Annotated in this window: 25 protein-coding genes; 8 read left to right on the forward strand and 17 right to left on the reverse strand. The window is 42.0% G+C overall.

Annotation, left to right across the window (positions count from 1 at the left end):
* Window positions 1-20: 20 nt before the first annotated feature.
* The 7 genes from DKM50_09140 to DKM50_09170 all read right to left on the reverse strand — a co-directional run bounded on the left by DKM50_09140 (window position 21) and on the right by DKM50_09170 (window position 6,232).
* Window positions 21-815, reverse strand: coding sequence for a ferredoxin (locus DKM50_09140; GenBank protein PZM79420.1), 795 nt, complete (start codon window positions 813-815; stop codon window positions 21-23).
* Window positions 816-845: 30 nt separating this feature from the next.
* A complete protein-coding gene (locus DKM50_09145; GenBank protein ID PZM79421.1) occupies window positions 846-1,427 on the reverse strand; it encodes an electron transport complex subunit RsxA in 582 nt (193 codons plus the stop codon).
* A 24-nt stretch (window positions 1,428-1,451) separates the two neighbouring features.
* Window positions 1,452-2,159: an electron transport complex subunit E gene (locus DKM50_09150; GenBank protein PZM79422.1), complete on the reverse strand. Its 708-nt coding sequence runs from the start codon at window positions 2,157-2,159 to the stop codon at window positions 1,452-1,454.
* A complete protein-coding gene (locus tag DKM50_09155; GenBank protein PZM79423.1) occupies window positions 2,156-2,728 on the reverse strand; it encodes an electron transporter RnfG in 573 nt (190 codons plus the stop codon). The genes DKM50_09150 and DKM50_09155 overlap by 4 nt, the downstream gene beginning before the upstream one ends.
* A complete protein-coding gene (locus DKM50_09160) occupies window positions 2,721-3,719 on the reverse strand; it encodes a Na+-transporting NADH:ubiquinone oxidoreductase subunit D (protein PZM79424.1) in 999 nt (332 codons plus the stop codon). The genes DKM50_09155 and DKM50_09160 overlap by 8 nt, the downstream gene beginning before the upstream one ends.
* Window positions 3,720-3,731: 12 nt before the next feature.
* On the reverse strand, window positions 3,732-5,048 hold the full coding sequence (locus DKM50_09165) for an electron transport complex subunit RsxC (protein PZM79425.1): 1,317 nt from the start codon (window positions 5,046-5,048) through the stop codon (window positions 3,732-3,734).
* Between the two features lie 164 nt (window positions 5,049-5,212).
* Window positions 5,213-6,232: a hypothetical protein gene (locus tag DKM50_09170; protein PZM79426.1), complete on the reverse strand. Its 1,020-nt coding sequence runs from the start codon at window positions 6,230-6,232 to the stop codon at window positions 5,213-5,215.
* A gap of 122 nt (window positions 6,233-6,354) precedes the next feature.
* Between DKM50_09170 and DKM50_09175 the strand changes: the two genes are divergently transcribed.
* Complete coding sequence (locus DKM50_09175) at window positions 6,355-6,759, forward strand: hypothetical protein (GenBank protein PZM79427.1); 405 nt, start codon at window positions 6,355-6,357, stop codon at window positions 6,757-6,759.
* 60 nt (window positions 6,760-6,819) lie between these two features.
* Here the strand turns inward: DKM50_09175 and DKM50_09180 are convergent, their stop codons facing one another.
* Window positions 6,820-8,226 carry a hypothetical protein gene (locus DKM50_09180; protein ID PZM79428.1) on the reverse strand — a complete coding sequence of 469 codons (1,407 nt, stop codon included), beginning with the start codon at window positions 8,224-8,226 and terminating at the stop codon, window positions 6,820-6,822.
* A 309-nt stretch (window positions 8,227-8,535) separates the two neighbouring features.
* On the opposite strand from DKM50_09180, the gene DKM50_09185 reads away from it, so the two are divergent.
* Genes DKM50_09185 through DKM50_09195 form a run of 3 tightly spaced genes read left to right on the forward strand, consistent with a single transcriptional unit; the run spans window position 8,536 to window position 10,383 of the window.
* Window positions 8,536-9,585 carry an FAD:protein FMN transferase gene (locus tag DKM50_09185; GenBank protein PZM79429.1) on the forward strand — a complete coding sequence of 350 codons (1,050 nt, stop codon included), beginning with the start codon at window positions 8,536-8,538 and terminating at the stop codon, window positions 9,583-9,585.
* Window positions 9,566-9,757, forward strand: a complete 192-nt coding sequence (locus DKM50_09190) for a hypothetical protein (protein PZM79430.1) — start codon at window positions 9,566-9,568, stop codon at window positions 9,755-9,757. The genes DKM50_09185 and DKM50_09190 overlap by 20 nt, the downstream gene beginning before the upstream one ends.
* Window positions 9,758-9,786: 29 nt before the next feature.
* On the forward strand, window positions 9,787-10,383 hold the full coding sequence (locus tag DKM50_09195) for a hypothetical protein (GenBank protein ID PZM79431.1): 597 nt from the start codon (window positions 9,787-9,789) through the stop codon (window positions 10,381-10,383).
* 6 nt (window positions 10,384-10,389) lie between these two features.
* On the opposite strand, the gene DKM50_09200 is transcribed toward DKM50_09195, so the two are convergent.
* On the reverse strand, window positions 10,390-11,568 hold the full coding sequence (locus DKM50_09200) for a metallophosphoesterase (GenBank protein ID PZM79432.1): 1,179 nt from the start codon (window positions 11,566-11,568) through the stop codon (window positions 10,390-10,392).
* Window positions 11,569-12,213: 645 nt separating this feature from the next.
* On the opposite strand from DKM50_09200, the gene DKM50_09205 reads away from it, so the two are divergent.
* Window positions 12,214-12,870 (forward strand): hypothetical protein, encoded by a 657-nt coding sequence (locus DKM50_09205; GenBank protein PZM79433.1) that lies wholly within the window; start codon window positions 12,214-12,216, stop codon window positions 12,868-12,870.
* A gap of 61 nt (window positions 12,871-12,931) precedes the next feature.
* Here the strand turns inward: DKM50_09205 and DKM50_09210 are convergent, their stop codons facing one another.
* Window positions 12,932-13,978, reverse strand: a complete 1,047-nt coding sequence (locus DKM50_09210; GenBank protein PZM79474.1) for a 2-hydroxyacid dehydrogenase — start codon at window positions 13,976-13,978, stop codon at window positions 12,932-12,934.
* 185 nt (window positions 13,979-14,163) lie between these two features.
* Between DKM50_09210 and DKM50_09215 the strand changes: the two genes are divergently transcribed.
* On the forward strand, window positions 14,164-14,811 hold the full coding sequence (locus DKM50_09215) for a hypothetical protein (GenBank protein PZM79434.1): 648 nt from the start codon (window positions 14,164-14,166) through the stop codon (window positions 14,809-14,811).
* A 70-nt stretch (window positions 14,812-14,881) separates the two neighbouring features.
* Window positions 14,882-17,035: a hypothetical protein gene (locus DKM50_09220; GenBank protein ID PZM79435.1), complete on the forward strand. Its 2,154-nt coding sequence runs from the start codon at window positions 14,882-14,884 to the stop codon at window positions 17,033-17,035.
* 30 nt (window positions 17,036-17,065) lie between these two features.
* On the opposite strand, the gene DKM50_09225 is transcribed toward DKM50_09220, so the two are convergent.
* The 6 genes from DKM50_09225 to DKM50_09250 all read right to left on the reverse strand — a co-directional run bounded on the left by DKM50_09225 (window position 17,066) and on the right by DKM50_09250 (window position 21,962).
* Complete coding sequence (locus DKM50_09225; protein ID PZM79436.1) at window positions 17,066-17,719, reverse strand: hypothetical protein; 654 nt, start codon at window positions 17,717-17,719, stop codon at window positions 17,066-17,068.
* A 12-nt stretch (window positions 17,720-17,731) separates the two neighbouring features.
* Window positions 17,732-18,397, reverse strand: a complete 666-nt coding sequence (locus DKM50_09230) for a hypothetical protein (GenBank protein PZM79437.1) — start codon at window positions 18,395-18,397, stop codon at window positions 17,732-17,734.
* Window positions 18,398-18,505: 108 nt separating this feature from the next.
* A complete protein-coding gene (locus DKM50_09235; GenBank protein ID PZM79438.1) occupies window positions 18,506-19,153 on the reverse strand; it encodes a hypothetical protein in 648 nt (215 codons plus the stop codon).
* Window positions 19,154-19,212: 59 nt separating this feature from the next.
* Window positions 19,213-19,419 carry a copper resistance protein CopZ gene (locus DKM50_09240; GenBank protein PZM79439.1) on the reverse strand — a complete coding sequence of 69 codons (207 nt, stop codon included), beginning with the start codon at window positions 19,417-19,419 and terminating at the stop codon, window positions 19,213-19,215.
* Between the two features lie 17 nt (window positions 19,420-19,436).
* Window positions 19,437-21,644, reverse strand: coding sequence for a heavy metal translocating P-type ATPase (locus DKM50_09245; protein ID PZM79440.1), 2,208 nt, complete (start codon window positions 21,642-21,644; stop codon window positions 19,437-19,439).
* Window positions 21,645-21,656: 12 nt separating this feature from the next.
* Window positions 21,657-21,962 (reverse strand): CsoR family transcriptional regulator, encoded by a 306-nt coding sequence (locus DKM50_09250; GenBank protein PZM79441.1) that lies wholly within the window; start codon window positions 21,960-21,962, stop codon window positions 21,657-21,659.
* A gap of 257 nt (window positions 21,963-22,219) precedes the next feature.
* Between DKM50_09250 and DKM50_09255 the strand changes: the two genes are divergently transcribed.
* Window positions 22,220-23,632 carry a hypothetical protein gene (locus DKM50_09255; GenBank protein ID PZM79442.1) on the forward strand — a complete coding sequence of 471 codons (1,413 nt, stop codon included), beginning with the start codon at window positions 22,220-22,222 and terminating at the stop codon, window positions 23,630-23,632.
* Window positions 23,633-23,739: 107 nt separating this feature from the next.
* On the opposite strand, the gene DKM50_09260 is transcribed toward DKM50_09255, so the two are convergent.
* Complete coding sequence (locus tag DKM50_09260; protein ID PZM79443.1) at window positions 23,740-24,693, reverse strand: MBL fold metallo-hydrolase; 954 nt, start codon at window positions 24,691-24,693, stop codon at window positions 23,740-23,742.
* Between the last annotated feature and the right edge of the window lie 3 nt (window positions 24,694-24,696).

The raw sequence follows: 24,696 nt of genomic DNA on the forward strand, positions 1-24,696 counted from the left end.
CTCATTATATAGAATATTTTTTAATCGATCATAACAATAGCTTTTGCCGGACATACTTTTGCGCATTCGCCACAGTTGGTGCACTTTACAGGATTAATCTTCGCAAGCGGCCCTTCCATGCCGATTGCAGCCGGAACGCAGACCTTAACACATTTCATACAGCCCATACAGCCGACAGTACAATTCTTTTTGGTTGCCATCCCGGTATCTTTCGACCGGCATAACACCGTATATCTGCCGGATACCGGAACCAGCTCAATAAGCTTCTTGGGACAAGCCGCAACACACTTGCCACAGGCAGTGCAAAGAGCTTCATTGACTACGGCAACCCCATTCTCGATGCCAATTGCACCAAATGGACAGGCCGTCAGGCACGTACCAAAGCCCAGACATCCGTGAGAACATGATTTGTGCCCTGCGAATATCGTTGAGGCAGCAACGCAATCCCGAATACCATAATAATCATATTTACCGACAGCCGCAGTACAATTACCGTTACATAATACCCTGGCTGCTTTTTTTTCGGTTTGCGCTACTGACAAACCCATAATTTCTCCGAGTTTAGCAGAGACTTCACTTCCACCTACCGAACAGGCCTCGATCGGCGCACGCCCCTGCGCAACAGCTGCTGCAAAGCCATCACACCCGGGAAAGCCACACCCGCCACAGTTTGCCCCCGGCAGCGATTCCCGAATCAATGCCACTTTTTCGTCAACGCTAACAGCAAAAATCTTTGCCGCATACGAAAGCCCGATACCAAATAAAATCCCCATACTGCCGAGAACAGCTATTGGAGATAATATTGTCTCTATCATTATTTTTCACCTCTTCGAAATAATCTTAGCCTATTTAATTAACCCCTGAAATCCAAAAAAAGCCAGAGAAACCAGCGATGCAGAAATTAATGAAATGGGAAACCCTTTAAGGTTTTCCGGGATATCGGAAAATACCAGTCTTTCCCTGATACCCGCAAAAAGAACTATCGCTAACGTAAAACCCATACCAGCAAACGTCCCGTATAAAAAAGAATCAAGGAAATTGCTCCCTTTCTGAACATTAATGATACAAACACCCAAAACAGCACAATTCGTTGTTATCAAAGGCAAATAAACTCCCAGGGCTTTATAGAGCGCCTGGCTGGTCTTCTGGATAATCAGCTCAACAAGTTGCACAAGCGTGGCGATTACCAGGATAAAAGTTATTGTCTGCAGATATTCAAGGTGAAACGTAACAAGAATATATTCCTGTACCATCCAGGTTACAGCAGAAGAGATCGCCATTACAAATACCACAGCAACCCCCATCCCCAAGGCAGTATCGGTCTTGCGCGACACTCCGAGAAAAGGACAGATTCCCAGAAACCTTACCAAAACAAAGTTCTCGATGAGTACTGCACCAAGAAAAGCCGTCATTATTTGTTGCAACATACCTTCACTCACTCCTCTTTGCGCCTATTTTTTCGCGGAACACTGGGCTACCGGTTCCTGCCGAACAACCGTTTCCGGCACTGGTTGTGTTTCGGATACAGTTTTGCACGGAGCCTTACACCCGCTACACCCTGAAGCAGTTATTTTGGTTATCGACAGCTTATTTGTCAGGCCTATTAACATTCCAAAGGCCAGAAACCCTCCCGGAGGAAGTATCATTATCAAAGCCGGACTATATGACTCTCCAAACAATTTAAGGCCAAGGATCGTCCCGTTCCCAAGTATTTCCCGAAAACTTCCCATAACGAGAAGCGCAAGCGTAAACCCGATACCCATTCCAAGTCCGTCAAAAGCCGAAGCTAGAGGAGAATTCTTGGAAGCAAAAGTTTCTGCCCTTGCCAAAATAATACAATTGACCACAATGAGAGGAATGAATATCCCCAAAGCTTTGTCTATAGAAGGCACATAAGCCTTCAGCAACATCTGGACAATAGTGACAAACGAAGCGATAACAATAACAAATGCCGGTATCCGGACTTTAGCCGGTATAGATTTTCTGAGTATCGATATGACGAAGTTCGACCCGATCAGGACAGCGGTCGTGGATATGCCCATCCCAATGCCATTAATTGCGGACGTTGTGACCGCCAGAGTAGGGCACGTCCCGAGGACAAGTTTTGTGGTAGGGTTTTCGGTTATAATGCCATTTTTAAGTATTTTAAATAAGTTCATTCAGCGCGGACCTCCTGAGCAATAAGGGACTTAGCAAACGCTGCAGAGTTGTTCACGGCAAGCGTCACCGCTTTTGAGGTAATCGTGGCTCCGCTGATCGCTTGTATTTCGTTATCGGCAGACGGTTTTATTTTGACGACTGTCAGCACCTTCTTAATGCTTTTTTTTATGTACTGGTTTATGAAACCCGGTTCTGCTGCTTTCGTGCCGAGACCCGGAGTTTCTTTATTCTCTCCGATCTTGACCCCTGACAGGCTGCCATCCATTTTTATTCCTACGGTTACATTGATTGCGCCTCCATACCCTTTCGGAGTTGATGAAAAAACATAGCCGATCGTTTTGTCAGAGGCCACACCCCGATAGGCTGCTTTAATTTCGGAAGAAGTAGAAACAGGCAGAGATTCAAAGCGTTCGGCTGCCGGAAGGACTTCTTTTCGTTGCTGCTGAGCGCTTTCAATGACCCGCTGTTTGATAACATCTGCCGTCAAGGAATTAACAACGGCCAGACAAAATCCAAAAAAGACACAAATAAATAGAAGCGAAAGTGTTGGTTTGAGCATGTCACGCATTGGCTTTTTCACCTCCGGATTTCTTTGCTATCCCGAATTTTTTGGGGATAGTATACGCGTCGATCAATGGAACCGTCAGATTCATTAGCAGAATAGAGTACGACACCCCTTCCGGGTATCCCCCATATAATCGAATAACCGCAGTTAACAACCCGCAGCCTGTTCCCATAATAAGTTTACCCCTGGAAGTAATCGGGGAGGTAGTGTAATCAGTCGCCATAAAAAAAGCCCCCAGCATTAATCCACCGGCAAAAATATGATAAACAAAATTACCGGTAAACAGGGTAGTCCCACCAAGCGTCCAGGTCAGCAACGCGGTTGTTCCGATAAAAGATAAAGGGATCTCAAGGGTTATGATCCTCCGGTATACCAAATAGGCCGCGCCGATTAACAGTGCCAGGACAGAAGTTTCGCCAATACATCCACCGACATTCCCGATGAACAAATCCATGAGGTGCGGTAGAGATCCGGCGGCTTCTGTTCCGGTTTTTATAAGGGCCAGCGGAGTCGCAGACGCCATCGCGTCAGGCGTAGCAGAGGCAACCGCATCAAGTCCCGGGTTTACCCAGGTTGTCATCGCCACAGGCCAGGACGCCATGAGAAAAGCTCTCGCAGCAAGCGCCGGGTTAACGAAATTATGACCTAAACCTCCAAACATATGTTTCACTATAACGATCGCAAATAGACCGCCCAGAGCGGCAATCCACAGGGGAATGCCGGGTGGCAGATTAAACGCCAGTAATATCCCGGTGACAACTGCACTATAATCACTTATGGTAATAGCTTTCTTCATGAACTTGTTAGCCGCCATTTCAGCAATAACGCAGGCAAGCACCGTAACGAGGATCACCAAAAAGGCTCTTAGCCCGAAAAAATAGATAGAAGCAGCAAGTGCCGGCATCAGAGCAATAATGACATCTCTCATAATACTGGAAGTAGAAACCTTGCTTCTCAAATGAGGAGAAGAACCTGCGATTAAATTAAGCTCCATTGTCGATCCCCTTTATTTCTTTTTCGCCAGTTTCTGAAGTTCGGCTTTGACATAGCGAATTGATTGTACCAGGTGCCTTTTTGCCGGGCAGACGTAGGAACAGCTTCCGCATTCTATACAATCAGCCGGGCTGTATTTAACAGTATCCTCTATCAAGCCCTTTGTCATGTTAGCGTTAATGTATAAGGGCAATAATCCCATCGGGCAGACGGTTGCGCATTTGCCGCACCGGATACATGCGCTCTCCTTCAGGAGCTCAGCATCTATCCGATTAAAGGCCAGGAGCGCGTTCGTATGCTTAACGACCATGTTATCAAGCGAAAACTGAGCTATTCCCATCATCGGGCCACCCATAATAATCTTTAACGGTTCCTGCGCAAAACCGCCGCAAAATTCGAATACGTCTTTTAATGGCGTACCGATAAGTACTTCTACGTTTTTAGGTTCTTTGACTGCCGATCCGGCGATAGTTACACGTTTTTTAATCAGCGGCATACCGGTCTTAATAAATCCGGCAATGAACGAAGCCGTATTAATATTCTGAACAAGAACTCCTACATCGGCAGGAAGTTTTCCGCCCGGGACTTCTCTTCCGGAAACAGTATATATCATCTGCTTCTCTGCTCCCTGAGGGTAAACCGTTCTTAAGGACGCGACTTTGATATCCGGATCATCCCTGAGGAGCCGGGTTAAGAGTTTTATGGCTTCAGGCTTGTTCGATTCAATTGCTATAAAGGCTTTTTTTATTCCGGCAATATCCATGATAATTCTGGTGCCGTCAATAATGCCCTGCGGATTCTCCATCATCTCCCGGTAATCGGAGGTTATGTACGGTTCGCATTCCGCCCCGTTTATTATTAGCACTGCAAGTGTTTTGCCAGGTGGCGGTGATAGTTTAACTGAAGTTGGGAACCCTGCGCCGCCAAGACCAACAATACCTGATTCACGGATCGCGCTGATCAATTCTTTTGTTGGAATATTCCCCGGAGGCATGATTCCTTCATACACTTCCTGCAAACCATCGGGTTCGATTTCAACCGAAGGAACTTCGAACCCACCGGGATAAAGGACCGGCTTCACGTTAAGCACTACCCCGGATACGCTTGAATGCACCGGAGCTGAGATAAAGGACTCGCTATCCCCGATCTTCTGGCCTACCTTTACTTTGTCCCCTTTTTTTACCAGGACAGCACAAGGCGCTCCAATATGCTGAAGCATTGGAATGACAACTTTTTTTGGTATCGGCATCGTCACCGTCGACATCTCGGAGGTATGTTTGTGATGCGGCAATTTTATACCGCCTTTAAAGGTTTTTAATATTTGTTTCATTTTGAAAATTTCACTTTTGTCCTTTTTTTGAATTCTAACCGAATGAGAAAAACAAAATTATTATAACATAAGAATATAAGCATCCCAAATAAAAACATATTTTATTCATTAAATAGCTAAAAAAGCGTATTTTGAGGTTAGTTAGTTCGGCAATAGCACGAATCTCATTCCAGCGTGGTTTGCCCGTTTTGTAGATTTATTAAGTCCCTATGCAGTTGCGCATATTCTTCTGCCAAACATTCACAATTAGATAATACATTCAGCAAGGGATCACTTTGTGATTCTTTGATATATTTTATTTCAATATTATTGCAAAAAGATATATTCAGCGGGTTAAATGATAACTCTTTATTGATTTCCTGGCGATTAAATACCGCATATGAAGTTGCTATCCCAGTGAGATCAATGCTTTTCTCATTTTTTAAAAGATTATACAAATTTTTCCAGTGCTCACCTTCTAATGTACCTTTATTAGGCTTCATCAAAGTATTAATCCAGCCTACGTATATTTTAGATTTCAGCTGGGAAAGAGATCTAACCGGATAATGTGCGATTCTTAATGCTCTTATATCTACCCGTTTATTTTGTTTTTCAGACAACAAGCCTTTATCGAGTGTAATATCATGATTGCCCATGGCGACAGTCAGAGGATATTTTTCGATAATGGTTTTTGTTATAACTACCTTAGAATAATCCTCTAAACTGTCTGAACGGATATGATTGATTCTTTTAGGGATGAATGGCTCATCCTTCTTATCATAAACAGTAGGGATATATGTCTGCCATTTTATGTAATATATTTTATCTAATTCTAACAATTGGAATATTTCTTTGGGATTAAGTTCAGGATCAATTGTTGTGATATACTCATCAGCATCCAATGGAAAAATAATATCAGGAGATAACCGCTTCACCGATTCATTCAATAAGAAGGTCATCTTTTCACTCTGATTATGGGAAATTGTTTTATCTTCCATAATAATTATTGGTAAGCCTTCGGCGAGCAGCCGGTTTAAGATCCATAAAGTGCTGTCAGAACTGTTATTATCCATTATTATCATGGAATCTACTACATTTAAGTTATATCTGACAAAAGATTCAATATTATCAGCTTCATTTTTTACAACTGAAATTGAACATGATTTTGGAGTTGCGGTTTCTACTTTACTGTTCTGTTTTTGCATTACTTTTTAACTTTCTATTATTTGCCGTTAAGAGATACTAATGACCAACCTCAAAATCAGTAGTTGAGTTTGCTGATCAATTCCATACTACCTATAGTATAGCAAAAAAAGAAAGGCTACTAGTGGCAGTCAGCCACCCCTTGGTTATGGCTTCAAATCCTTCTTTTATGCCTGAGCCTACAATAAGAATCACCTCGCAGGACGCCACAACCGCAGCAAGCTTAGTGACACAAAATGCAGGCTGCCTAACCGGAGGGCGGGACAATATAGATAATGGATTTATTAATGAATTTAAAAACTTTTATGTAACATTTCCTAATTCAACTTATCCATCAGCAGGAGATTATCCGACATATTCAACAGGGAACATAATAACAGATGATGATTATAATGGTATTGAAAATACTTGGCAGTCGACACACGGTTGCCCTTCTGGTGTGACAGGCGCTTTAAAACAAGAAGTAGGTCAGTATTATTGGATTGAGCGATATATCAACAGTTTGATAGATATGCCTTATGGAGATTAAACGAAGGAATAAAGTGCGCCCCAGTTAAAACCAGGGGCGCATTGTGCTCTCTATTATTTCCTAGCTAGGGTCAATATACCATACTTCAGAATGGTAATTATTCCCCATATTGTCGATATCACTCCAAAAAGCATATAAACGGTCATGAAATTTTGTAAACACTGAATAACTCAACAAAACATTGTAGTTATCGCCGTTAATAACTAGGCTAGACCAATTCTTGCCGTCAGTAGATTGTAATACTTTCATTCCCACCACACCTTTTTCCGCAAAACGCTCAAAAAAGCAAAGCTTATCGTCGTATACCGTTAAAAGTTCGCCCCTCATGTCAGTTTTTAATATTTGCCAAGTATGGGCATCAGTCGAATATAATAATTTGCCATTTGTTAATATAAATAATTTGTCTTTATAAACAGCTGCTTGGTTAGGTAGAACATTGCCTTTCTCTAAATTTTGAAGAGCAGAGATTGAGAATGAGTTCCAGTCCTTACCGTTTTCAGATTCCCATACAGTATCATTTTCTATGGTCATGAGCTTATTATTAAAAACCAATGGATTGAATGGAGCAACCGCTTGATTTGTCATTTTATCCCATTTAATAGCATCAGAACTATTATGAACACCATTCGGACCTAGCAACCAGATCTTATTTTGAAATACTACTGCTCCATTATTATTTATTACATAATTACCAGTTGGTACTAAAACTTGCGTCCAATTGTTCCCATTTTCATCGCTATACCAAATATCGTTAACCAAATCACCAGATGTTGGCCCTTTGTTTCCGCCTATGATATATAACCTATCTTTAAACTCTATTGCGGAAAATCCCCATCGCCTTGGAAATGGCGTCGGTATAACCTGATGCCAAATGAATTTATCAGTTTCCACTCCATCCGGAGTAAAAACCTTCACCAACTTCAAATGCAGCTTTCCGCTATAGGCCTGGTTACCGGCATTAGTCCAGTCACCTGACACATTCATGTCCACCGTAGTTGACAGCGAACTTGCCGCAAATGGCGCTGTCCAGGTTTGCAGCACTACTGTGTTTTTATTGAGTTCAATTGTGCCGTTGGAACAATCTACCTTAACCGGCAGGATACTCGTCGGGTTATCCTGTCCGACAAGCCCATCCTCGTCCAGATACCCCCGCAATTCAATGCGGATTAATCCAGGAGTGGTTGTATCCTGGCAATCTACCAAAAAGCTTAAGAGTTCTGACTTGCCTTCAGCTAGCGTAATTGAATCGGGACCGGTTACACACTGGGGTTTGATAGTGCCGGCCCTTACCATAGAGGTTGATATATTGACTGTTCTCTCTGAAATAACCGTCTCTTGATCTTGATTCACACCACCAGTCGTGTTTTTCGCACTATCATCCGTAAGGTCCTTCGTTATTTGCCCACACCCAATAAGCCCAATACTCAACACTGCTGCCACTATGATGAGACAAACCTTGTATCGCATACGACTCCCCCCCTTTTTACCGATTTGGGGTCGTTGTAGCACAAAGCAAGATTTGTTACCAGACTATTTTTATAAACCTTTATATAATCATTTTTGGTTATTATTTTTTCTACAAATATTCTCATAACAGTCCAGTCGTTATCGCATTGGTTTTGACTATAATCTACGGTAATTCTCACGAGGAAACAATCCGACACCCAAATCGCCGAGGATGTCTGAGGAGCCTACGAAGACACATTATTAACATCTTTAACACCCAGAATAAGACATGATATAATTCCCCCAATAATACTTTACGGAACCTTTTCAATGAACAAACTTATCTCTCTATTTCTATTATTATTATTATCCACCGCACTGCTAGTCTCCTGCGCCTCTAATTTCGACAGGCCTTACGACTCGGCTGATCTTGCAATGGGTACGGTCATCACACAAAAAATATACGGTAAAAACGCAAAACAGGTCGCCCGGGAAGCAATAACCAGGGTGAAACAATTAGAAAGCCTGATGACGGTATATACTCCCGGCGGCGAGATTCATAAACTTAATACCCTGGCAGGGCAAGCCAAAGTAAAACTTAGCCCAGAATCCATGTATGTGCTGAAAAAATCGCTGGAATACGCGACATTAAGTAACGGAGCCTTCAATGTCATGGTCGGTCCGTTATCAAAAAGATGGCGCGTTACCTCAGAAAACCCTTCAGTCCCAACACCAGCAGAAATAAAAAAGCTTTTAACGCTGATTGATTACAAAGGTCTGAAGCTCTACGAAAAAGAGTCTTCAGCCAAGCTTGCGATGAAAGGGCAAATAGTCGATCTCGGAGGCATCGCGAAAGGGTTCGCAGGGGATGAAGTTATAAAAATATATAAAGAAAAAGGCATAAAATCAGCATTTATAAATGTCGGCGGCAATATTGTCGCGTTAGGGTATAAACCGGACGGGACTTCGTGGAATATCGGGATTCAACACCCCAGGGAAAAAAACGGGACCTATATCGGTACAGTTAGGCTCGCCAACAAAGCTATTGCCACATCCGGCGATTATGAGCGGTTTTTTATGAAAGGCAATAAACGGTACCACCACATTTTTGATCCCAAGACCGGATATCCTTCGGAATCAGACCTCATGAGCGTTACGATCATTGCAGATCAAGCTATCGATGCCGATGCATTATCCACTGCAACCTTCGTTCTGGGATTAAAAAAAGGCCTGCGCCTGATAGATAGCATAAAAGGAATAAACGCAATCTTTATTACCGGAGATAAAAAAATATATATAACCGAAGGATTAACCGGGTCTTTCGCACTGAATGCTAATGAGAAAGAATTTGAATTGTTGAATGGGAAAACCACCCAATAAAAATAATTTATTAGACGGCTTTACGAAAAAGTATAATGTTCATAATTTGATGTATTTTGAGCAATATACGGATTCTTATAATACAATACAGCGAGAAAAAAGAATTAAAATTGCCCTGCTATTTTATGGGAGCTCCCTTGAAAAGTCGACTCATCCCATTTATTATAGATAACTAGCAGACAATAAAAAGGTGCATTATTTATGGCAAAAAAGAAGAAAAAATCCAGGATAAAAACACGCACAAAACCGGCTAAAAGCTACCTCAAACTTTATATTTTTTTGTTTTTATTCGTTGTTATAGCTATCTTTGCACCTTTATATTTATATAAAGACAATGACAAAGCCAAAACTGCCAATAAAAGCAGAGTCCATATAAAATCAACGAATATCGCCAAAAACATGGTGAAAGTAAAGTTGTTCTACTATAACAGCAAAAAAGCTAAAAACATCGATAAGGAGATGACAGGCAATCCGGCCTCGATCATAGCAGTACAGCGTGAAATTACCCCGTCCAGAACCCCCATTAAAGATACGATAAACCTCTTACTGGAAGGCCGGCTAACAGCAAAAGAAATAACCGAAGGGTTCAGTACCGAATTCCCTTATCCAGATTTTACGCTGCAAGATGCCACACTAAGCAAAGGAATATTAACCCTAACCTTTAATGATCCGAACAACTTCTCAAGCGGAGGTTCGGCACGGATTATGATGTTGCACAACCAGTTCATTAAAACCGCGAAGCAATTCCCGCAGGTGAAGGAAGTGCGATTTAAGCCGGATTATTTGTTTCAGCCTTAACCTGATTTATGGTTTAAAGTTAATGATAATGTTGGTTACTTCAGCGATACTGCCAATCCTCATTGGAGGTCCCCAGGTACCTACCCCACAAGAAACATAATAATGCGTTTGACCATCTCTCAAGTAACCCCAGCTTTTTTTGAAAATCATATTGGTAATAAAGCTATTCGGGAATAGCTGCCCGTTATGCGTGTGTCCGGATATCTGAAAATCTATTTTATTATTATAAGCATCTTTAAGATTCCGCGGCTGGTGGTCCATCAGGAGTAAGGGGTAATTTTTGTCGATACCGGTCATAATATCCTGTAACTCTTTTCTTTTCTTTCCTGTAAACCGGAACCGGCTCGAATCCTCTCTGCCAATCAAATAAAAGCTGTTATTTACCAGCGCCTTTTCGTCTCGAAGGTACTTGATCCCATATTGAGAAAGATAATGCACCGCAGATTCAACTCCACCAATATACTCATGATTGCCGGTACTGGCGAATACCCCGAATTTGGACTTAATTGCCTTAAGCTCGTCACCCATATTATATTTAATTACCGGCGCAAGATCTTCATCAACCACATCACCGGGAAGAAGGACAATATCAGGATTTAGGCTATTCACGGTATCAATAATATGTTTCAGGCGAGAGTTACGGATCAAGGTACCTAAATGAATATCACTCACAGCAACGAGATTAAGCGTCTTCAACGTACCCGCCTGCTTGGGTATATCCAACCTGATTGTCGTGACTCTGATATTCTTTGAATTAAGGTGCCCAAAAACCGTTAGCGCTGTCACCAAAGCTACGAAAGTCCAAGACCTTAGCAGCATAGTACCGGCTATTCTGGTACCTGGAACCAGATGAAAAAAAGTTAGCAAAAAAATGATTACATCGGCAGCTAAAAAAAACAAAAACAGATAATATGCAATTCCTAACCAGAACGAGCCAACCAGAATTATCGTCCCACTCACGATACCGGAATTAACACGCTCAATAATCCTCCCTACCAAAAAAGAACTGGCTACCGCTATAAAAGTTATTCGATAAATTAACAGCCATAAACGATTATTAGGAATGATCGCCAGCAATTTACCGTAGATATAATAATTCACTAAAATGTATAAAAACATTATCAACAAAATTATCGAAATCAACATTATGTAATACAGCATATTTTTCATATTTTTTCTTGCCATCCTTTAGTTCTATGCACGGCGTTGATATAACCAAAAACGTATAACAACTGCAGCTCAACCCTTGGTTATAGAATAACAAAATAAAAAAATTACGTATATATTATATTTCTTCCTCTCACAGGTTGTTAACCATACTGCGCCCTCTAAGATCTAATTATTGCTGATAAATATATTAACCTTTTTAGTATCAAATACTATTTCCAATTTCATAAGAGATATGATCGGCTCTTGATTAACGGCTTTCTCGAACATCTGGTTTATTAAAGCATTATCCTGATTGTTCATGGCACTCATCCCCTTTACTTAACCTTACCTATCTTGTATCAACTTTCATGCCAAATATTATCCTGGCTTTTTATCCCGGATAATTCCTTTCCAGTTTCTTCTAAGAAAATTTTTGGCAATAAGTACTGAATATTCTCTTAGCCACAAGCTCTCTAACTGCCATATTTTCTACATAATTAGTTTTTTTGAAAAAACTCGCTGGAATTATCAGGGTTAATAACTGAACATGTAAAGAATTAGAGAAAGCATATCAGTTTCTCCTAAAAATCCTGGAGAACCAGGCTACAATACCTGCCAAACCTCCATTGACTTTTTTTTATATTAATATATCATAATGCCTGGTCAATTTAGGGAGGGAAAATGCGTTATATTTCTTTTTGCCTGCTAGCGTTTTGCTTGCTGCCGATTAACGGCTGCATACAAATCTCTGCGAGCCCTGATCCCCCGCAGCTCCCCAGCTTTGTTACACCTTCCTCAATTAAGATAAAGGGGCCTGCTTCACAAACCGATACCGCGAAATTAATTTCTACATTTATTTCCGATATAACTCTATTTACCAACCTATCGAGCAATATATTAAAGGAAACTGAGAGCACGGTCCCGCAAAAAAATAACAAAGCCTCGATTTGGACAATAACCTCTCCGCCAGGATATAAAGCGTCTACCGTCACAATCACAGGAACGCCGGTGTCGGAAAACGTAATTTCATGGGATATTGCCATCAATGATAGCCCGTTTGTATCCGGAACAAGCAATAACGAAGCTACAGAAGGGTCCTGGACCTATGTGCTAGGCAGAGAAAAAATAACATCCGCATGGAATAACAGGCCGCCCACCATATCTATCATTCTCTCTATGGAAAAAACAAATACGAATGAAACTGTCCGCTACATCATTAATAATAACCGAAAATTCCAAAACGGTTCCTTTAGCATCACGAAAAACGGAGGGCCGATCTACAATGCTGTGTGGGATAAAAAGGGTTCAATCACTGAAAATATTAATGCTTTATCGTGATATCCGGTTAGAAATAGAATTGTTATGTTCTTGCGTCACCTGAGTTATGATAGCTCAGTGATCAAAAGCAGCGGCCTTTAAGCTGCTTAACACAGACTTTCTCGTCACATTTGTAGCAAATCTCATTCTCCAGTTTGCTGTCAGCAAAATAATCCTTAATATTCTGTAAGGTAGTATGGGCAATAGTGGCTAACGCCTCTTTGGTAAAAAATCCCTGATGAGCAGTCACCAGTACGTTCGTAAAGGAAAGCAGCCTTGCCAGCGTATCATCTTCCACTACCGTAGCCGAAAAATCTTCGAAAAAATATTCACTTTCCTCTTCATAGACGTCAAGCCCGGCTGAACCAATTTTCTGCGACTTGATCTCTTCAATCAATGCTTTGGTATCGATCAGCTTGCCACGTCCGGTATTAATAATCATGACCCCGGCTTTCATCTTCGCCATGGTCTGAACATTTATCAGATGGAAGGTTTCTTTGGTAAGCGGGCAATGAAGCGAAATAATGTCAGACTTATTAAAAAGAGTATCAAGATCAACATATTCAAATTTCTCTTCCTTAGCGAATTGTTCATCCGGGAACTTATCATAAGCCAGCACTTCCATCCCAAACCCTTTTAATATTTTGACCAGGCATTTCCCAATTTTTCCGGTCCCGATAATTCCGGCGGTCTTTCCGTGCATCTCAAATCCCAACAGACCTTTAATCGTAAAGTTATTATCCCTTGTGCGGTAAAAAGCCTTGTGGGTCTTACGATTGAGCGTAAGCATCAGGGCTACGGCATGTTCCGCAACAGTATAGGGAGAATAAGCTGGAACTCTCACAACGTGGATATTATTGTAGCTGGCTTTCAAATCAACATTATTATACCCGGCACTTCGCAGTGCAATAAGGTCTATGCCGGATTCTTTGAGGACGTCGATAACCTTTGCATCCATAGTATCGTTCACAAAAGCACAGACAACGTTAAAACCTTTCGCGAGACTAACAGTGTCATCACTTAACCGGTTTTCAAAATACTTTATATCAAAGCCAAATTCTCTATTTGTAGAATTAAAAGACTCGATGTCATAGGCTTTCGCATCGAAAAGAGCAATTTTTGTTTTAATCATAATAAAACCTCCCTTTTTACCGCGTTCGCTCATTATACCTGCAAATGATAATTACACAAGAGTTGAACCTGCGAACCCTTTTCACGGTTCAATTGATAATATTTTGGAGATAATTACAGTATTTTTTCTTTGACAAAAGATTTACGAAACAATAAGAACTGTTCGCGAACGAGCCCAGCAAATTGAAATATTTATTTCCTGCCTATATAATAAATGATATGGAATTAAAGCATCTGGTAAAGCTGTTCGGCATAATAAACAAAGAAAATGGTATATTTTTAGAGGCTGGCGCTAATGATGGTATTTTTGATTCTTATACTTATTATCTTGAGAAAGATAAACATTGGAAAGGGGTTCTGGTTGAACCCTCAATAAACGCCTTTCATGCCTGCGTTAAAAATCGTCCTCATAGTTATTGTATCAATGCAGCCCTTACAAATGACGAACAGGCAGATAGCCTGTCCGGGGATTTTGATGGACACCCGATGTCAAGTATAGAGGGAAAAAGGTTGAACCGGATGTCTAATGTTTCGGTTAAAGCGTTAACCTTGAATAAAGTATTTGCAAACCATTTAAAAGATATCCCAGTTGACTTAATGTCTATTGATGTAGAAAATTATGAATTGCCAGTTCTAATGGGACTGGATTATAGCCAATACAGACCAAGATTTATATTAGTAGAAATCTATACGCCGACCTTCCTTGATACCGTAAACTTTTTATTAAGGAATGATTACGCATTAATAACCAATATTACAGGGTTCAATCCGATAGATAATCCGGCCTGGGACGGTACCCATAATGATTATTTATTTGGAAGTTTAAGATAATGGGAAGGTTGTAAACCAGAATAGTGCCAGGAACCGGCCACCCAGGACCACTTATTCCGAAGGAAAATACATGAGTATTACTGCTGAAGAGTTCAAACATCTGGAGAACGCGAAGCTGCATTTGGGATGCGGCAATCATCGCATTGAAGGATATATAAATATTGATATCAGCCAAACTGAGACCACCGACTTATCTATGGACCTTGCCCAGTTGCCGGTATTGCCGGTATCGATAGGGTGCGCTTTCAGTAATGCTTTTTTTGAGCATCTCTACCGTAGCAAAAGAGTCTGTCATCTCTACCGTATCCGCCAAGCTCTAAGTAAGAATGGGTTTGTTTGTTATATAGGCATACCATATTTTACAAATGTGGCAAAGTTTTACCTGGACAAATCTGCCGGAACGGCAGGTCCTGTTTTTGATCTCTACAATGTATTCCGCTATACTCATGGAGATCCTGAAGATAGTATGGTAAGAAATTACCAAGCGCAACTGCATAAGTCGCTGTTTAATGAAGAGGAATTGAATACGCTCCTTGTACAGGCAGGGTTCACGAGTTGGGCTATATTCGAATATGGTTTTCCCGGAGATTATAGCGAATTGCCAGTTAATATAGGATTCTACGCGTGTAACAATAGCGACATCCCTTTAGAGCAGGCAGTCCTCAGATATCTCAAACCTCTGGATGGTATTCTTATCAGACTGAAAACCTTGCACTTACTTTCGATCAATAACAATCAACTGCTTTGTAAACCCGCAGCACTTAAGGAGATAGCGAATACGGTGGTTTCCGTATATACGCAAGCAAATAACTTCAACCATGATAAGGCGATTAAACTATCCTGGGGAGAATATTATAAATATATATATTTCCACGGCTATCATAATGATCCGGCACTTCCTATCACATTATTAAAAATTGAGAGCCTACCTGCAGAATTGTCTACGTTTTTCCAGCGGTTCTTTGGTCTTTGTGATATGTATATGAAACATCCGAACGCCGAGTGGTTTGTCTCGTTAGATAGCCGGACATTTATTCATCCGTATAATCTTCAAAAAGCTCTGGCAACGCTTGATCCTGATACGGCGATTTATGCCGGAGGACCGGGACTTTTTTTGAGCCGCGAACTTATGAAACTTTTGTTTGGAAAAAGAGAGGCTTTCCTTATTTTTGCGAAGCAGCTCTTTGATAATAATAAGGATACCCAGACTACGATTGACCTGTGTCTTAGTTATTACCTCCGGCACGTTATGAATATTGGATTAACGCAACTAGGCGGCACCTATAATAATCCCCTGAATGCACGAGAGGCCTTTCGCTCCGCAGAACACACAGATATCGTTGCGGTTTACAATACTGATTGCAAACGAATCCGGCAATTTCATGAGGATGCCCGGCTTGGAAGGGATATATTTGCGAGCACGTCGTTACCGGCATTACAGGAAGAGCACATTATAACCGGGAACAGGTTCCGGCGATTAGCAGACTGTGTTATCGATCAATGTGCTTCGGACTTATTCATTTCGCCGGACAGGAATATATATTTTGTAAAAACTGACTATTATTTAGATCTTTTTATCGAACAGGTTTTACCAAAGATTAATTTCCCTTTTATACTAATTACTCATAATTCTGACCATCCAGTAAACAATATCACTCTCTTAGAGAATAAATATTTAATCAAGTGGTATGGAATGAACTGTCATATCAAGCATCCGAAACTACAACCAATACCAATCGGTATTGCGAATGAAGAATGGCCACATGGCAATAAAGAGGCCCTCGTGAAGGTTATGGAGAAAACCACTGTTAAAAAAAGCATGGTTTACTGCAATTTTAACCTTGCAACTAATATGAAAGACAGGCTCAAAGCACTGAATGAGCTCCAGCATTGCAGTTTTATCGCTTATGATTTTTCTCAACATAACTACGAAGAGTACCTTACCATATTGGCTTCTTACAGCTTTACCATTTCTCCCCCGGGTAACAGTATAGATTGCCATAGAATCTGGGAATCTATTTACGTAGGGACAATCCCTATCATTCTTAAGCATACAGCGATGGAATCATTCTATGATCTGCCTGTTGTTGTGATTGATAACTGGACTGACCTCACCGAAGACTTCCTGGAAAAAAAATACCAAGAAATTGTAGGAAGAACTTATCCGGCTAAACATGATTTTTTGTGGTATAAAAAAATGATACTTGCTGGCACTGATACCTAATGATTAAGCGGTATGAACAATCTGGCAACGCTATGTAGCCAGAACCATTTTGCATTTTTCAATAAAATTATTAACTTGTGATGATATTGAAAATTGATGATAAACCAAATCGTTTTCGTACGTTGTTCCATTGCCAAACCACCCGGTTTCGCCTAACTGCCACTGGTTTCCATTGCTATGCGTTTTTCTCAGAACATCGACACAAATACCTTTATCCTGGCAGATATAGGTTATTTCTTCTGCAACATCACTCCGGTAGTTTTCTGTAAAAGATGGTCTACCCAACTTTTCGTACAAGTCTTTCGTAATCAAAAAACAGGCAGGACCGGCGTAAATATGGTTAACCGAAGCGTTACAGTTACACTGCTGCTCTATTCCCAGGATACCTTCCTTTTGCAAAAATCGGGATAACAAATAGTCAATCGCATCTTTGCGCAAAGGAATACAATCAATATCGAAAAAGATAAAAATATCCGCGTCTATCGCTCTCATAATATAATCCATAAAATCCGGGTGCCGCATATCGCCATGGAACTGGTTGAGCGTAAAACCAAATTTATTAAAGACTTGTTTCTGGTAGGCAGGCACCTCTGTCAATTGTATGTTTTCAAAACTGTAGCTCGAACAAAAACAGGTATAATCCCGGTACTTAAAGGTGGTTATTTCTGAGACATTTGCCGACATGCGCATCCCTTTCTATTGGATTGCCGATTCATACAGCCCCACTTGCGAGCCTTGGATGACAATAGGCGGCTCCAGCCAGTATACCTTCAGATTATGCAGCTGGAACTGGTAGCATAACTCGAAATCAATCGGCAAGTTAAACGGTTTTATTGTCGTTAATATTTTAGCTAAGGCTGATTTTTTGAGCAGAAAAGAGTCTGTGCACTTGCACGCGGGATGGTCTCTCCAGTAAAAATGAACATCCGGCAAGGGAGCTTTTATTCGCAGATTACATCCATTTCCGATAAAAACAGCATCAGCATCAGCCGGCAGTCCTTGGAACATATGATCAAAAATTGCTACAAAGTTATCACAGAAAACCACATCGTCCTCAAGAAAAAGTGAATACTCGCTATCCTGAGCCAAGGCATGTGAAAAGGCATATAAATGTTTCATAGTCAGAGATATCTCTGATTTTTTTAGTATCCTATACGGCGTGTCACCAAAAAGCTTTGTTTTTTGCCGCCAAATCTCCTGATTATCAAAATAATACTCGCTGCCGTCAAGTTGTTCCTGATCGAAACTTGTTACCCAATACGCAGTAAGGCCAATGCCGGTAAGGACATTTTCAAGCCTTATCCGTCGATCGACTAGTTTTGTATAGTGCATTACGTATATCGGAATGTCTTTTATTAACAACGAATGCTTCCGTTTCTATCGCGGTATCTTACTATTAAACTATACCCGCTGCAGTTCTGTCCAGGAACACCGTGCGGACAACTACTACAGAAGAAAAACATATCGCCTTTAGAGCGAAAACGCTTTTAAGTCTTCTATGTTCCTGATCAGAATTGTTTTCCCGGATACGTCGACGTACCCCAGTCTATTGAGCTTGGCAAAGGTCCTGGATAAGGTTTCCGGAATCGTACCCAGTTTGTTGGCCAGATCTTTTTTGGGGAACGACAATTCGATTATGGCTTGGTTGTTCTTCACGGGGATATCGTGCTCCTCAAGATATCCCAAAAGATAGCGGGCTAAACGAACGGGCAGGTCCTGCATTGAGACATTATCGATGGCTTGATTCAAAAACAGGCATCTCCGTGCTAAGGTTTCAATGAAAAAAAAGGCTAAGCGATTATCATGCTGCGTTGAAGCGTAGACTTCCTGTTTGTTATAGCTTATTAACTTACTGGGTTTCACCGCCTGGGCTGAAACCGGGTAATTTATTCCGGCAAAGACCAGAACTTCGGCAAAGATATCTCCGGCGAAAGCCCGCCGGACTTCGATCTCTTGGCCGGAAGAATCAAGCTTGTAGATGCGTACCTCGCCTTCTATTATATAGAAAAAATTTTCTGCCGGGGTTAGGGCATGAAATACATGCTCACCTTTAGTGAAGGTTTTACTATGGGCAACGGACGCTAGTATATCTACCCACTTGGCTGAATCATTTTGCATTTGAAGCGCACACTTTCTTTTCTCTGAGACAGTCAATGCCGGAACACGATACGAACGCGTTAAACAACATCGTATCCCTGGTCCTCGATTGTTTCTCGAATACGGGCAATTGAGACTATCGCTTCGTCATATTCGACTGAAGCGGTATGGCTCTTCAAGTCGATTTCAACCCCGCTAACACCACTAAGCCCACCTAAAGCATTCTTAATCGAACTTACGCAATGCTGGCAACTCATGCCCTCAACATTAATGATTTCTTTTTTCATCTTCTCTCCTCCATCTTTTATTGTTCGTGGTAGGTATTCGCGAACTTTATCCGTTTAAGGCTTAGCGAATTAGTAACTACCGATACCGAACTGAATGCCATTGCCGCCCCGGCAATTATAGGATTCAAAAGGCCGGACGCAGCAAAAGGGATACCGATAATATTATAAATAAAAGCCCAGAACAGGTTCTGCCGTATCTTTCCCATGGTTTTCTTTGATAATCGAATGGCCTCAGGGATTGATCGCAAATCACCCCGGATAAGCGTAATATCAGAGGATTCAATCGCAATATCGGTTCCTGTTCCTATAGCAATTCCTATATCAGCCATGGTTAATGCCGGGGCATCATTAATCCCATCACCGACCATTGCGACAACTTTCCCCAGCTTCCGAAGTCTTTCAACCTCTCGAACTTTATCGGCAGGTAATACCTCTGCCAGTACATTCTCGATACCGACCTGCTGAGCAATAGCCTGCGCGGTCCTCTTATTATCTCCGGTGATCATATACACTTCCAGCCCCAGGTCTTTCAGTTCAGCTATCGCTTCACGAGAATGCTCTTTGAGCATATCTGCCAGAGCAATTACGCCGGCCAAAACGTTATCAACAGCAATCAACATGGACGTTTTTCCTGCTTCTTCGAACTGAGCGATTGCGGTCTGGGCTATCGTGGAATCAAGCTTATTGTCTTGCATAAAAGCTCTGGTACCAATGAGGACCGTTTTGTCACCGACCCTTGCTTTGATTCCCTTTCCGGGGACAGCTTCAAAAAAAGCCGGATCGTCCACCTGGGGGTAGGCTTGCTTTGCAGCCTGGTAAATTGCAGCTCCCAGCGGGTGTTCCGAACGTTTCTCCGCACTCCCGGCAAGCTTGAGAATCTCCTTTTCGCTAAGCGAACTGAAAGATTTAACGTCCGTAAGTACCGGAGTTCCCTTGGTTATGGTCCCTGTCTTATCGAAGACGACCGTTGTGAGCCGATAGGCTTTCTCCAGGCTCTCGCCGCTTTTAATAAGAATGCCTCTCTGAGCGCCGATACCAGTTCCGACCATGATCGCAGTCGGAGTTGCCAGCCCTAAAGCACACGGACAGGAAATCACCATAACTGCAACCGCAGCGATCACACCGAAACTGAAGTCCCCGGCAAAAAAATACCAGACTAAAAACGTAGCAAGCGAAATCAGCAAAACTACCGGGACGAAAACAGAGGCAACCTTATCTGCCAACCGCTGAACCGGCGCTTTCGAACCTTGCGCCTCTTCTACAATTCTTATTATGCTCGAAAGCAGGGTATCTTTGCCCACCTTGCTTGCCTGGAACATAAAAGCTCCATAACTGTTAATGGTTGCCCCGATGACACTATCGCCCCGGCGTTTTTCTACCGGCAGGCTCTCCCCGGTTATCATGCTCTCGTCAATAGCCGAGGTCCCTTCGATAATCTCGCCATCTACCGGCACCTTTTCTCCTGGCCTGACAAGAATGATGTCTCCTATCTGTACCGATTCAATAGGGATATCGTCCTCTTTTTGACCGCGCACTACCCTTGCAGTTTTCGGCTGCAATTTGAGGAGCTTTTTGATAGCTTCCGAGGTCCTTCCCCGTGCGAGAGCCTCCATATACTTCCCAAACAGCACCAGCGTAATAATTATTGCTGAAGCTTCAAAATATAACTCGCGGTGTAAATCCATATGCGCACTTTTAAAAAAGCCGTTATAAACACTAAAAAAATAGGCGGCGCTGGTTCCCATCGCAACCAGCACATCCATACCGGGACTCCCGGACCTAAGATTATGATACGCATTTTTATAAAACCTAAACCCGATTATAAACTGCACAGGAGTTGCGACCAGGAGTTGAAACCAGGGACTATGAAGAAACCCTACGGGGAGGTTCCCTAGCGCGAGGACCATTGCAATTACAAGCGGTGCCGACAAGAGAGCCGAAACGATGACCAGATTTCTCAAGCTGCGTATTTCTTTTTCCCGTATTTCTTTCTCGCTATCCGCCCTGGAAACAGGATCAACAGTCCCATAGCCTAAGGCTCTAATGGTATCGAGAAGCCCGGGCTCTGCTATGAGGGCATCATCATACTCAATATTCGCCTTTTCCGTACTTAAATTAACCGCTACGGCTTTGACACCAGCGAGCTTGTAAAGTCTCTTCTCTATGCGGGCAGAACAGGAAGCACACGTCATTCCGGTTATCATAATCGATGTTTTTTTATGCATGAATTTCTTTCGTTACTTAATCATTTTTCCTATGGTGACCAGAAGCTCATCGATAACACCAGTATCACCATTCGCGAGTTGCTCAACAACGCAGCCCCTTATATGAGCTTCTAAGAGCAATTTAGTGACGCCGGTTAATGCTGCCTCTACCGAGGCTATCTGATGCAGCACATCATCACAATAGACATTTTCCGAAACCATCTTACTAATACCTCGCACCTGGCCTTCGATCCGATTCAGCCTCGTTACAAGATCTTTCTTTAACTTCTCACAGTGAGGAGCAGTTCCGTTTTTGTTCGAATTCAAATTATTGTCCATTATTCACCTTATACCATACCCCCCTACCCTATTATTTTATCAGAAGAAAAACTTTTATTCAATTATTTTATTAAATTGGAATCTCGTTCAATGAGATTTCCTAAACATAAGCCGGGCATTAAAAACAGGCTTAATTCAGGCAAATTTTTTCTATTGAAATTAAATGTAAATCTTGTTATTTTACCTCGCAACAACAGACGGATCACTGAAAAGAACACAAGAACGCTTACCAACTAGCTAAAAAAGGAGTACATGCTATGACGTACGATTATGATGCAATTGTGATTGGCGGAGGAACTGCAGGACTGGCATTCGCCGTGTCTGCCGTTTCACTCAAAGCTAAAGTAGCAATAATTGAATCGAACAAATTTGGCGGTAGCTGCATTAACTCCGGTTGTATCCCCTCAAAGGCGTTTTTACATAGTGCCCATGTCGCACACCAGATTGCTACGGCCCACGAATTAGGGATCGACGCCAGAATTGAAAAAATTGACCTATCGACAATCATGTCGCGGGTTAACCATATTGTTGATGACGATTATGAGCACACCCTTGAAAAATACAAGAAACTGGGTGTTAGTATCATTGATGGACGAGGAGAGCTTCTTGATAACCATTCCGTCAAGGTAGGAGACAACACCTATACGGGAGAACATATAATAATTGCTTCAGGATCACGCCCTGTGATTCCTCCGATTAAAGGACTGACGGATGTGCCATTCTTAACCAACGAGACAATCTTTGATATGAAGCAGTTGCCCAAAAATCTGACAATACTCGGAGCCGGATCAATAGGACTGGAGTTCGGGCAGGGATTCGAATTCCTGGGTTCCCAGGTCTCTATAATTGATATGGTCCCTACAATTTTTCCGAAAGATGATCCGGAAGTCAGCGGATTCATGGAGCGTATTTTCAGCAGCGAAAACATTAACCTTTATCTCTCGTCATCCATTGAAGAAGTAAAACAACAAGATGGAAAACTGATTACCACTATTGAAAAGGACGGGAAAAAGATCGACATCATCGGCGATGCGATTTTTGCGTCCCTGGGAAGGATGCCGAATACCAAAAACATGGGGCTGGAAACTATAGGCGTCGAACTTGACCCCAAAGGGTATATCAAGACGAATGCCTTCCTTCAAACCAGCATCCCGAATATCTATGCCTGTGGCGATGTAGTCGGACCCTACAAATTTACCCATATGGCAAATTATCAGGGATTTACGATAGCAAAAAATATTATATTAAAAGAGCCGACCGAAATAGATTATTCGGAAGTTACCTGGTCAATCTACACAAAACCGGAAGTCGCCCATGTCGGGTATACTGAGCAAATGGCCAAAGAAGCGAACCTGTTCGGAGACTCTATTGTGGTTAACTTCGAACGGACCGAACGAGCCGTAATAGACAGCGATACAGGCTTTCTCAAGCTAATTCTCGATAAAGACAACCTGATAATTGGAGCGACGCTGATCAGCGAGAAAGCAGGGGATATGATCAATACCGCAGCAGTTGCCATAAAAGAAAGGCTTGATCCGACCTTCTTTATTACACTCATTTATTCGTTTCCGACGGAAATTTCTATCTATAAATATGCCGGACTTGAATTCTTAAAGAAAGTATATAAAGAAGATCAGCGGAAAAAAATACAGTATAAATTTATTGAATGATCTTAGGATTAAAAATCCGGAACTCGAACTAAGTAAGGACAGCTTGTGCCAAATGGTTTTTTCTAACTAATTCGAGTTCCGGGTTTGCCCCATATCCAGTTCACGCGTTAAAAGGATTGTGTTTCCCCGAATTTCATGACGATAAAGCTCTCTTCGTCGATACCTTTTTCTTTTAAAGTCTTTTTTAAAAATACCGGCGGCTCGTTCGGATGATTGTCTGCCAACTTAAAGGTTCCCCAATGCATACCGATGGATTTCTCGGAATCGATGTCACGGTGCATCTTCACTGCTTCGGGAGGGTTAACATGGACCGGACGCATAAACCAGCGCGGAGCGTACGCTCCGATCGGAATCAGCGAGACCTTTAGCGGTCCGAACCGCTCACCGATTTTTTTAAATACCGGCGAATATCCCGTGTCCCCGGCAAAAAATATCTTGCCGGATTTGCTTTCAAGAATCCATCCTGACCACAGGGCTTTGTTCATATCGAGGAGTCCCCGTCCGGAAAAGTGCTTGAGCGGAACGCTATGGACCGTAAGCCCTTTGAACATGACAGACTGCCACCACGGAACTTCCAGGACATTCGTAATTTTCCTTTTATTAAACCATTTTTTTAATCCCGGAGGCACAAAGTAACATACGTTATTTCCCAACTTCTTTATTGTCGGGGCATCGAGATGGTCGTAATGGTCATGGCTAATCAGCACCGCATGGATTTCCGGGAGTTTGTCGAACTCAATCCCCGGAGGCACAAGCCGGCGGAAATTAGCAATTGGGACAGGGGAAGCATAGGTACTGAATATCGGATCAGTGAGGATATTGACCCCTCCAACTTGAATCAGGAAGGTCGAATGGCCAATCCAGGTTATCTGGATTTTACGGGGATTAGGTTTGCTGATTCTTTTGCTATCCGGTTTAACAATGGCAGTCTTAAAGGTTACAAGCTCTTCTGCAGGTACTGCCGGGACTTCTTTCTGCCCAAAGCCTAATTTCCAGCGAATTACATTCACATAATTACTTTTTACTTTTTTCATTCCTACTATCTTCTGCACAGGTAACATGCA

This window comes from Candidatus Margulisiibacteriota bacterium (genome assembly GCA_003242895.1).
In the GTDB taxonomy this organism is placed as follows: Bacteria; Margulisbacteria; Riflemargulisbacteria; order GWF2-39-127; family GWF2-39-127; genus GWF2-39-127.